The following is an 11,143-nucleotide window of genomic DNA, read 5'->3' as shown; positions in this document are numbered from 1 at the left end:
GCTTTGTGCTTTAAACTTTCTGCTTTTAGCTTTGCACCATGACATTCGAAGATTTCAAGAATTCCCTGAGCAGTGCAACGCCTCCTCAGCAATTAAACAGTTTACTGCAGGCCTTGTGGTATGAGGGCAAGGGCGATTGGCAAGCTGCTCACAATATAGCGCAGGATATACACTCCAACGATGGTTCCTGGATCCATGCTTACCTGCATCGTGTGGAAGGTGATTTGGGAAATGCTTCTTACTGGTACAGTCGCGCTAATCGCAAAATGCCTTCTGCTACATTGAAAGAAGAGTGGCGCGCGATTGCTGAAGAGCTTCTCGCACGAAAGTGATCTTTACCAGGAATCCACACGGCAGCTATATTTCATGTGTTCGCGTTTTTATAGCGGGCGCCTGGTTAAATTCTTCCTGCTCTTTTTTGCGCTGGCGTATCTCTTCTTCCGAGGGTTGATATAGCAAAAGCTCATTCAAGTCGGGCTGGCCGGCATCAACCCACGCGGTATACCATATATCGGCGGTGAGTTTTATAGCTGCACGCATTCTACGCTCCACCATACCTTGCAGTGCCGCGTGATACGCCTTTGAATATTCTTGTGAAAACACTTTCTGCGTTTGGCGACCTTTCGTTTCAAATGAATATTTATGATCGCCTGATTTTGCAAACAATTTCTTTTCCTCTCCTAAAACCGAATCTACTGCCAGGTGAGATTCTTCTATAGCTTCCCATGCAGCCAGTTGTGGGTTTACTATATAGGAAACTTTGCCAACAAAGAAATCATACCGATCGGAAAATAACTCCGGCAAGCGCGATTCCCAAAATGCGTGTATTCCTTCCTGGCCGGTAAGCTGGCCGTTGTAGTTTTCGGTGGTGTGCAACGGCACATGTGCATCACCAATATAATGGCCGATCTCTGCCGACAATTTTAAAATGCGGTTAACATCGCGCACTACAAACGCATCTTTTAATGCATAATACATGCGATTGATGTGCCAGGGCAAAATGCCGTATGTCTTCAGTGTGTCTTCGGTAAGTTTCTCAACGGCATCTTTCCAATACCGCGGCAGCGTATATAATGCACTGTCGCCATAATGATCCAGATCGATGTAATGTCGGGGAGCTTCATCTGCCACGATGAATCTTCGCCTGTCAGGATTCACCGCTGTTTCGGTGATGTAGCCAATATTCTTTTTATAGAAGCCGATCATCTCCGGAGGTAATGCAAATACCGCAAGCCGGTTGATGCGCTGATGTCCAAAAAATCCCCAGCCGCCAAAAAGAAAAAGAATACCAATCAAACAAACCCGCTTGCTATAGCGATAAAGACCTGCCAATTTTAACATACAACGTTGATGAATTATACTTGCGCCTGTAAGATAATAAAAAACGAAGCTGCAATGAAAAAACTGATCTTTACTTGTATACTTTTAGCACTCTCCCGCTATACCTATAGCTACGAATATCCGAAAAATGAGAATATCGACATTAAACGTTATATTTTCGAGCTCACTCTCAATGACTCTACAGATGTAATTGCAGGGAAAGCAACTGTTACCATTCTTTTCAAAAAGGCTGTAACCGATTTTGAACTTGACCTGGCAAATAAAGATGCCTCCGGATCGGGCATGGTAGTAACGAACATAACGGCAGAGGGAAAGCCTGTTAAATTCCTTCATCAGAATGACCAGGTAAAAATTACACTACCTTCGCCCTTAAATATAGCTTCGCAGTTGTCATTCACGATTACCTATAGCGGTATACCCCGTGATGGGTTAATCATCTCCAAAAATAAATTTGGCGATCGCACGTTCTTTGGCGACAACTGGCCAAACCGCGCACATCATTGGCTTCCCTCCATCGATCATCCATCAGATAAAGCAGCGGTTGATTTTATTATAACAGCACCTCCTAAATATGAAGTGGTTGGCAGCGGCATAAAGATTGAAGAGAGCTACATTGGCAACCGACAAAAATTAACACACTGGCATGAAGACACCGAGCTTGCTACTAAAGTAATGACCATCGGTGTAGCACGGTTCGCGATAAAACAGACCGGGATTGTAAAAGGTTTCGAAGTTACCAGCTGGGTATATCCACAAAATCGTGAAGAAGGTTTTGAGGCTTACAAATTTGCTCCGCGCATCCTCGATTTCTATGATGCCCATATCGGACCTTACGCTTATAAGAAATTAGCCAACGTTCAATCTACTACACGCTATGGTGGCCTCGAGAACGCCAGCAACATTTTTTACTTCGAAAATTCGGTCGTTGTTGGCGATGGCGTAAACAATGCTACCAAAAATGAATCGCTTGTTGCACACGAAATTGCACATCAGTGGTTTGGTAATTCAGCATCAGAAACCGACTGGCACCATGTGTGGCTCAGCGAAGGGTTTGCCACCTACCTTACCCATCTATATATAGAGTTTATGTATGGCCGCGATCGCATGACCCAAGACCTGCGTGCCGATCGCACCAAAGTGACTGAGTTCTATAAAAAAACGAAGTTGCCGGTAGTGTTCTCTTCATTGCCGGATGACCTGCTACAAATTCTGAGTGCAAACTCGTATGAGAAGGGCAGCTGGATACTTCACATGCTACGCTCTGAAATAGGAGATGAGGCTTTCTGGGCCGGTCTCCAAAATTATTACCGGCTATACAGGAACAGCAACGCCACTACCGAAAACTTCAGGCAGGTAATGGAAGATGCCTCCGGCAAAAAACTTGACGTCTTTTTTACCCAATGGCTCTACCGTGCAGGGCACCCGATGCTGGAATGGAGCTGGAACTACGATGCAAAGACACAATCGGTAAATGTTACCGTCAACCAGGCACAGGCAGGCGATGCGTTTCAGGTGTCGCTGGAAATAGGAATCTATACCGGGAATGGGCAGTCAGGCGAGGTTGAGCGTGTTTGGCTGGATAAAAAATCAAATAAATTCAGCTTCAAAACTGGCCAAAAACCTTTGAAAATAGAGCTGGATCCCAATACCAGCTTACTCTACGAGGGAATTTTAAAGAATTGATTGAACGATACCATTGCAAATCCGGTAAATCCCTTTACCTTTGCAGTCCTTATTTGAAAACGAACTATGGCAAACCATAAGTCAGCAGAAAAAAGAATCCGTGCGAATGAGATCAAGCGTGTAAGAAACCGCTACCAGCATAAAACTACTCGCACCCTCATCAAGAAGTTGAAAACTTCCACGGTGAAGACTGAAGCTCAAGGTCTTTTGAAAGAAGTTTCTTCTTTGATCGATAAATTGGCGAAGAAGAACATCATTCACTGGAAAAAAGCTGCTAACCAGAAGTCGAAGCTTACAAAGCTTGTGAATAAAATCGCTTAAGAAGCGTTTCTTAAACGAACATTAACCTACACATTGCCCCGCCCATAAAGCGGGGTTTTTGCTTTATACTCACCTCACCCGTTATCAGGAAGAAGTAATTATACTTTGCCAAGAGCGATAGAAAATGTGATAGCGTTGAAACAGCCTTTGGCAATTTTTATATCTTCGTGGCAAACGTTGTATAGTATGGTAATAATGGAAGAAAAAGCGCTCAGCATTAAGAGCTGGTCACCCGAAGATCGCCCGCGCGAAAAACTTATCCTCAAAGGCAGGTCGTCACTCTCCGATGCAGAGCTTATCGCCATCTTGTTAGGAACCGGCACTCCTACCGTTGGTGTTTTGGATCTTGCCAAAAGAATTTTGGCACAGGCCGATAACAACCTCCACAAACTGGCCAGCCTCACCGTAAAAGATCTGGTTAAAATAAAAGGCATCGGCGAAGCCAAGGCCATTAGTATTGTTGCTGCCCTGGAGCTTGGCCGCCGAAGAAAAAATATAGAAGACGATAACAAGCCCAAGATTGGCTCATCGAGCGATGCTTTTGAATTGATGAAAGGCGAACTACTCGATATTCAGCACGAAGAGTTCTGGATTATTCTGGTAAACAGAGCCAACCGTGTGCTGCGCAAGCAAATGATAAGTTTGGGAGGAGTATCGGGCACCGTGGCCGATCCAAAAATAATCTTCAAGCTGGCACTCGATGAGCTTGCCACCGGTATCATACTGGCGCACAACCATCCTTCGGGAAACCTGGAGGCAAGCGTGGCCGATCTTCACCTCACCCAAAAACTGAAAGAAGGTGCGCGGCTCCTCGATATTCAAATCCTTGATCACCTGATTATTGCCGGCCAGCGGTACTTCAGCTTTGCTGATCAGGGCATGCTCTGATATACTTGATTGTTACTTTCTTCGTTTCCAGCAGTATCACGTTGTAACGAATGTGAGCACAGGCATTGTTTTTACCTTTCGTTACTTGTTTCTAAGTTTGAAATCCAAACATGAAAAGAAAACGCGCGCTGCTGATCGTCCTGCTGGTCATTACTTTGCCTTTGCTACTCGCACAGGTATGGAAAGACAACGAAGAAGAGCACCAACCCGTGGCTGCGCCTGCTCCCGTTGTTGTTAAACCTTATAGCAACCCCGAGTTTACCGGCATACTTGAAAATTATGAGCAAGAAATAAAGAGCCTGATGCAAGCTTCGGGCACACCTGGCGCAGCCATCGCCATTGTAAAGGACTCGTCTATTGTATATATGAAAGGTTTTGGCCTCAAAGCCGTTGACAACAAAGATTCTGTAGATATTAACACCGTTTTCAGGATAGCATCTGTATCGAAATGCTTTGCTGCTTTTCTTACCGGCACACTGGTGGCCGACAGTACACTTTCGTGGGATGATCATGTGTCTGATTACCTTCCATCATTCACACTCAAATCTGCGGAGTATACCAGGATGCTCACGCTACGCCATGTACTCTCTCATAGCACAGGGCTTCCTTATCACACCTACACAAATCTTGTGGAAGAAGGCATTGAGCTTTCAGCATTACTCGATAAACTGAAAGAAGTGAACATGCCTAATCCTCCCGGCAAAGAATATAGTTATCAGAATGTAGCCTATAGTCTTATCGGAGAAGTGATTCACACTGCCACGAAAAAAACATACGATGAACTCATGAAGGAACGGGTATTTATACCACTCAATATGAAAACTGCATCGCTGGATTATACTTCATTCATTACCAATCCGGATATAGCAAGACCACACCGTATGCGGCGCGGCCAATGGGCAGAAGCGCCCATTACCAATACATACTATAACGTGGCACCTGCCGGTGGTATCAATGCCAGCATCTCCGACATGGCTAACTGGATGCTTGCGTTATTGGGAAACCGAAGAGATGTAATCACTCCCGAAACACTTGCACAGTTATTTACACCACAGGTAGCCGCACCTTCCAAGAACAGAAACTATGGACGAACACATCGCGTAAGCAAATCTTATTACGGATTAGGCTGGCGTATACTATATTATCCGGATGATACATTGGTATACCACGGAGGTTATGTAAACGGCTATCGCAGCGAAGTAGCCGTAAACGTAAAAGACCGCATGGCTATATGCCTGCTGGCAAATGCACCGGGCATTGTAGCGGATACAGGTATACCAGTGTTTCTAAACCTATTCAAAGCACATCGTGATTCCATCATTGCTTATGATAACCGGCAACGTGTTATCTTAGCGAACAAAGAACAAATTAGCCACTAGCTGCTAGCTTCCGGTTACTGGACGTGTGAGAGTGTGACTTGAGTGTGTTTACATTTATCTGTGTAAATCTGTGCGATCTGTGGGAAACAAATTTTATGAAAAAACAAAGCATCTTTATCCTCATTGTAGTAGTCGTTATCATTGTTAGTCTGCTATACTCGTTCATGGGTGGGCAGGATCAAACGGCCTATATCGAACAGATACAAAAGGAGCGCGATGAGAAAGAGCAGTTTATGCGCACTTCGGAAGAATCGCCTTTTGCCAGCAATAAAAATGCATTTCAGGGATTAAAGTATTATCCGGTGGATGTACGCTATAAAATCACGGCCGATCTAAAGCCTGTACAGAATAAAGAAGTTGTATTGCTGCGCACCAACGATGGCAAAGAGCAACGCTATGTTAAGTACGCCTATGCAGAATTTGACCTCGATGGTTTTCATAATAAACTCCTCATCCTGGAGATGATCGACATGGGGCCATTTCGTGGAAAACTTTTCCTCGCCTTTGGTGACGAAACCAGCGCCCGCGAAACATACGGTGCCGGCCGCTACCTCGATGTTACTAAAGTGCAGGGCAGCAATACGATAACACTGGATTTCAACATGGCTTACAATCCCTATTGTGCCTATGCCGATGAGTTTTCGTGCCCGCTGCCACCGGCAGAAAATCTGTTGAAAGTCGCCATTCGCGCAGGCGAGAAAGTTTATCATAACTGAGCGGCCTTTTTTTAATCTTCTGCTTTAGTCAGTTCCGGCTAAACCCTTATTTTTGAGGTCTTATTCATATACTTGGGCAGGTTTGTCCGGGTAATTTTTACTACTTGAATTATGACCATTTCATACAATTGGCTGAAAGAATACATCGACATCCCTGAATCGGCTGAAGAGATCGGAAAAGTGCTTACATCAACCGGTCTTGAAGTTGAGAAAGTGGAAGAGCATGAAACTGTAAAAGGCGGATTGAGAGGACTTGTAATCGGCACTGTAGTTACCTGTGCTAAACATCCCAATGCCGATAAACTTTCGGTTACTACGGTAGATGTGGGTGGCGATCGCGTATTGCCAATCGTATGCGGTGCTCCCAACGTGGCGGCAGGACAGCGCGTGGTGGTGGCTGTGCCGGGCGCAACGGTATATCCTACCAAAGGCGAGCCGTTCACAATCAAGAATGCCAAGATACGCGGAGAGCAATCGGAAGGAATGATCTGTGCCGAAGATGAAATTGGTCTGGGTGAAAGCCATGCAGGTATTATGGTGCTCGACACCACCGTGGCCAACGGTACGCCTGCTGCACAATATTTCAACATTCAATCAGACTATATACTCGAAATCGGCTTAACACCCAATCGTGCCGATGCAGCATCACATATCGGTGTGGTGCGCGACATTCGCGCTTCGAAAAACAGAGACATAAAATATCCATCGGTAGAGGCATTCAAGGTAGACAATCAACAACTTCCTATAGTAGTAGAAGTTGAAAATAAGGAAGCATGCCCGCGCTATAGCGGCATTACGGTTAGCGGCATTACTGTGAAAGAATCTCCCGAGTGGCTGAAGAACCGTTTGCTATCCATCGGTCTTACACCGATCAATAATATAGTCGACATCACCAACTTCATTTGTCATGAGCTCGGGCAACCGATGCATGCTTTTGATGCTGATCAGATCACAGGCAAAAAAGTAATCGTAAAAACATTGCCTGCCGGTTCTAAATTTACCACACTCGATAACAAAGAAAGAACGTTGCTCGCCACCGACCTGATGATCTGCAATGCAGAAGAAGGTATGTGTATAGCGGGTGTATTTGGCGGAACCAAGTCAGGTATAACCGAAGCTACCAAAAATATATTCCTGGAGAGTGCCTATTTCTCGGCTGACTATGTTCGCAAAACTTCGCTGCATCATCAACTGAAAACCGATGCTTCGTTCCGTTTCGAGCGCGGCACCGATCCGAACATTACGGTATATGCACTGAAACGTGCAGCACTGCTGGTAAAAGAAATTGCCGGCGGACAAATTTCTTCCGACATCGTGGATATTTACCCTGCGAAGATTGAGAACAGAACCATCGAGGTAAAAGATAAAAACGTAAACCGCCTTATCGGTAAAGTTATACCGCGTGAGGAGATCTTTGCGATTCTTGAGCGGCTGGATATAAAGATCATTGATAAGAAAGACGATCAGTTCACTGTATCTGTTCCACCGTATCGTGTAGATGTTTTACAAGAGGCAGATATCACCGAAGAGATTCTGCGCATCTATGGTTTCAACAATATAGAACTGGCCGATACTGCAAGTACCGATTACCTGGCAGAGTTCCCGGTAAAGAGCATTGATAAATTCAAACGAAGCATTGGCGAATTGCTTACCGGTAATGGCTTCTATGAAATATGGACCAACTCACTCACCAACCAGGCCTATCAACAAAAACACAAACTTACTTTTAAAGGCGAGCCGGTTGAGATACTGAACAAGCTGAGCGAAGAGCAGGGCATTATGCGACAAACGTTATTGTTTACCGGCCTTGAAGTTTGTGCCTATAACATTAATCGCAAACAAAAAGACCTGAAGCTCTACGAGTTCGGTAAAATATACTATAAAGACGGTGGACAGTATAAGGAAGAAGAGCGCCTCGCGTTTTACCTGACCGGTAATGTTGAGACTGAAAACTGGCGACATAAAACACAGTCTGTTACGTATTACGACCTGGCACAGCAAGTTCAACAGGTGTTGATAAAATGCGGGGTCACAAACCTGAAACAGGAAACAATTAACGATCAGTTACTCGAATATGGCGCTAAACTGTCGAGAGGAAATGAAGAAATCGGCAAGCTTGGTAAAGTAAAACCAGTGCTGCTGAAAGATTTCGGAGTAAAGCAGGAAATATTTTATGCCGAGCTAAATACATCCTTGCTTTTCCAATCGGCAAACCCTAAGTTAGTAATTAAAGAAGTTGTTAAGTTCCCTGAAGTGAGACGCGATCTTTCATTAGTGTTAGATAAGCAGGTAAACTTCAGCGAGATCAGCAACGTGGTGCATACTACCGAGAAGCGGTTAATCAAGAACATCATCGCGTTTGATGTATATGAAGGTGAGAACATTCCGCAGGGAAAGAAAGCGTACGCGCTGGGCTTTACATTGCTGGATGAAACCAAGACGCTTACCGATGACGAGATCGATAAGACCATGAACCGGTTGATGAAAGCTTTCGAGGAAAAGCTTGGGGCTGTAATCCGGAAATAAATAGCAGGAATCGGCATATAACGCTCTGCAATGAGTGTAATTACCAACGGCTACTGGCGAAACCCAGCAGCATAAAGAATTGAAATGGATCAAGAACTCTTAAAGTCTAACCTTACGGGGTTAGAACGTAAACTTGTGGTGCTCATTAACGAGCACAAAAATCTGAAAGAGGAACTCAAGAGCCTGAAATCCGAAAATCAGGAACTGAAAGCTGCTATTAAAGTCCGCGATGAACAGATCTCCGGTTTTCATAATCAACTGAAAATCACTAAAATTGTGGATAATTTAAACCCGGAAGACGGAAGTGTTCTGGAGTTAAAGAAAAAAGTGGACGAATACATTCGTGAGATAGACAAGTGCATCGCTCACTTAAGCAGATAAAAAGCAACCCCGTAAGGTAAATTGATGGAGGAACTTTCAATAAAGATAAAGATAGCCGACCGCGAGTACCCCATGAAGGTAAAGCGTGCCGATGAAGAGCGGGTGCGAACGGCTGGGAGACTCATCAATGAGAAACTCAAAACTTACCGGGAGCAATTTGGAATTGATGACAAACAAGATCTACTGGCTATGGTAGCATTCGATTGCCTGGTAGATAAAATGGCCGCCGATGAAAACCATCAGGTTATTGACCAAACCGTGTTTGAGAAGGTAAATCACCTCAACCACCTCGTGTCTCAATCTATTCTGTAATTTTCTTTTACTCCTTTCCTTTCTGAGCCAAGGTGGCATACCGGGGTAGTATATATAAACCCCTTATTTTTTTATGTCTCTCTTTTATGTCATAGTCATCGTGGGCAGCCTGGTGTTAACCACCGTGCTGAGTTTTGTAATCGGGTCGGTTCTTTCCAACAAAAAAATGAAACGAAGTCTGGATGATGCAGACGACCGCGCCAAGCTGATTATCAAAGAAGCCGAAATTGCAGCCGAAAACCTGAAGAAAGACCGAATCCTCGAAGCCAAAGAAAAAATTCTGAAGATGCGCTCCGAGTTCGAAGAAGAAGCCAACAAGAAGAAGAACCTCATCATCAGCAACGAACAGAAGATCAAGCAACGCGAGCAAACCCTGAGCAAAGAGATAGAAAGCCTCAAGCGCAAAGAAGGCGAGCTTGACGATATCCGCACCGACCTTTCTGCTCAACTCGAGCACGTTAAAAAGCGCAAGGAAGAACTCGACAAGTTCAACCAGCAGAAGATACAGGTGCTCGAAAACATTTCGAAGCTCACCGCCGATGAAGCCCGCGAGCAACTCATTGCTTCCCTCAAAGACGAAGCACAAACCCGCGCATCGAGCTACATCAAAGACATTATGGAGCAGGCTAAACTTACTGCTACCAAAGAAGCCAAAAAGATTGTAGTAGAAACCATTCAGCGCACGGCTACGGAACATGCCGTAGAAAACTGTGTATCGGTATTCAACATCGAGAGCGATGATATTAAAGGTAAAGTAATCGGTCGCGAAGGCCGTAACATCCGCGCACTCGAAGCCGCTACCGGCGTTGAAATTATAGTAGACGATACTCCGGAAGCGATCATCATTTCCGGCTTCGACCCGGTGCGCAGAGAGATCGCGCGCCTGTCGCTGCACCGCCTCGTGCAAGACGGCCGTATACACCCGGCCCGCATTGAAGAGATCGTGGCAAAAACTACCAAGAACATTGAAGATGAAATTGTAGAGATTGGCGAGCGCACCGTGATAGACCTCGGTATACATGGTTTGCACCCCGAGCTGGTAAAGATGGTAGGCCGGATGCGCTATCGTTCATCGTACGGACAAAACCTGTTGCAGCACTCACGCGAAGTGGCCAACCTCTGCGCGATTATGGCGAGCGAACTTGGCCTCAACGTGAAGCAAGCAAAACGTGCCGGCTTGTTGCACGATATAGGTAAAGTATGGCCCGAAGAACTCGAGAAGCCACACGCTATAGTAGGCATGGAGCTGGCGCAGAAGTATAAAGAACACCCGGTAATCTGCAACGCTATAGGTGCTCACCACGATGAAATTGAAATGACCAGCATTATCTCTCCTATTGTGCAGGCCTGCGATGCCATAAGCGGTGCACGCCCGGGCGCAAGACGCGAGGTGATGGAGCAGTATATCAAGCGCCTCAAAGAACTCGAAGAGCTGGGCCTCAGCTTCGATGGCGTAGAGAAATGCTATGCTATACAAGCCGGCCGCGAGCTGCGCGTAATTGTAGATGCCGAGAAAGCAACAGACGATCGCGCAAGCCAGCTGAGCTTCGACATCTCTCAAAAGATAGAACGCGACATGCAATATCCCGGACAGGT

General features: G+C 45.4%; 11 protein-coding genes. 10 read left to right on the top strand and 1 reads right to left on the bottom strand.

Going from position 1 to position 11,143, the window contains the following annotated elements; translation table 11 throughout:
* Positions 1-38: 38 nt before the first annotated feature.
* Positions 39-332 carry a hypothetical protein gene (locus V7Q33_RS22540; protein ID WP_331977145.1) on the top strand — a complete coding sequence of 98 codons (294 nt, stop codon included), beginning with the start codon at positions 39-41 and terminating at the stop codon, positions 330-332.
* 25 nt (positions 333-357) lie between these two features.
* Here V7Q33_RS22540 and V7Q33_RS22535 read toward each other — a convergent pair whose 3' ends face one another.
* Positions 358-1,341: a zinc dependent phospholipase C family protein gene (locus tag V7Q33_RS22535; RefSeq protein ID WP_331977147.1), complete on the bottom strand. Its 984-nt coding sequence runs from the start codon at positions 1,339-1,341 to the stop codon at positions 358-360.
* A 54-nt stretch (positions 1,342-1,395) separates the two neighbouring features.
* On the opposite strand from V7Q33_RS22535, the gene V7Q33_RS22530 reads away from it, so the two are divergent.
* From V7Q33_RS22530 to rny, 9 genes are all read left to right on the top strand, one after another.
* The gene (locus V7Q33_RS22530; RefSeq protein ID WP_333821385.1) at positions 1,396-3,024 is read left to right on the top strand and encodes a M1 family metallopeptidase; all 1,629 of its coding nucleotides are present in this window, start codon (positions 1,396-1,398) and stop codon (positions 3,022-3,024) included.
* A gap of 66 nt (positions 3,025-3,090) precedes the next feature.
* Entirely contained in the window at positions 3,091-3,345 is a 255-nt protein-coding gene (rpsT, locus tag V7Q33_RS22525; RefSeq protein ID WP_331977151.1) for a 30S ribosomal protein S20, read from the top strand.
* Between the two features lie 195 nt (positions 3,346-3,540).
* On the top strand, positions 3,541-4,233 hold the full coding sequence (radC, locus tag V7Q33_RS22520) for a RadC family protein (protein WP_333821384.1): 693 nt from the start codon (positions 3,541-3,543) through the stop codon (positions 4,231-4,233).
* Positions 4,234-4,343: 110 nt separating this feature from the next.
* Positions 4,344-5,612 carry a serine hydrolase domain-containing protein gene (locus V7Q33_RS22515; RefSeq protein WP_333821383.1) on the top strand — a complete coding sequence of 423 codons (1,269 nt, stop codon included), beginning with the start codon at positions 4,344-4,346 and terminating at the stop codon, positions 5,610-5,612.
* Between the two features lie 95 nt (positions 5,613-5,707).
* Entirely contained in the window at positions 5,708-6,328 is a 621-nt protein-coding gene (locus tag V7Q33_RS22510; RefSeq protein ID WP_333821382.1) for a DUF1684 domain-containing protein, read from the top strand.
* A 111-nt stretch (positions 6,329-6,439) separates the two neighbouring features.
* Positions 6,440-8,854, top strand: coding sequence for a phenylalanine--tRNA ligase subunit beta (pheT, locus tag V7Q33_RS22505; RefSeq protein ID WP_333821381.1), 2,415 nt, complete (start codon positions 6,440-6,442; stop codon positions 8,852-8,854).
* An 84-nt stretch (positions 8,855-8,938) separates the two neighbouring features.
* Positions 8,939-9,235 carry a hypothetical protein gene (locus V7Q33_RS22500; RefSeq protein ID WP_331977161.1) on the top strand — a complete coding sequence of 99 codons (297 nt, stop codon included), beginning with the start codon at positions 8,939-8,941 and terminating at the stop codon, positions 9,233-9,235.
* Positions 9,236-9,259: 24 nt separating this feature from the next.
* Positions 9,260-9,547 carry a cell division protein ZapA gene (locus V7Q33_RS22495; RefSeq protein WP_331977163.1) on the top strand — a complete coding sequence of 96 codons (288 nt, stop codon included), beginning with the start codon at positions 9,260-9,262 and terminating at the stop codon, positions 9,545-9,547.
* A gap of 73 nt (positions 9,548-9,620) precedes the next feature.
* Positions 9,621-11,143: ribonuclease Y (gene rny / locus V7Q33_RS22490; RefSeq protein WP_333821380.1), on the top strand; the 1,523-nt coding region annotated here is incomplete at its 3' end.

The sequence above is a fragment of the Ohtaekwangia sp. genome (genome assembly GCF_036786105.1).
In the GTDB taxonomy this organism is placed as follows: domain Bacteria; phylum Bacteroidota; class Bacteroidia; order Cytophagales; family Cyclobacteriaceae; genus Ohtaekwangia.
Note: the sequence above shows the minus strand (reverse complement) of the source record. Positions and strands in the feature narration are given on the sequence as shown.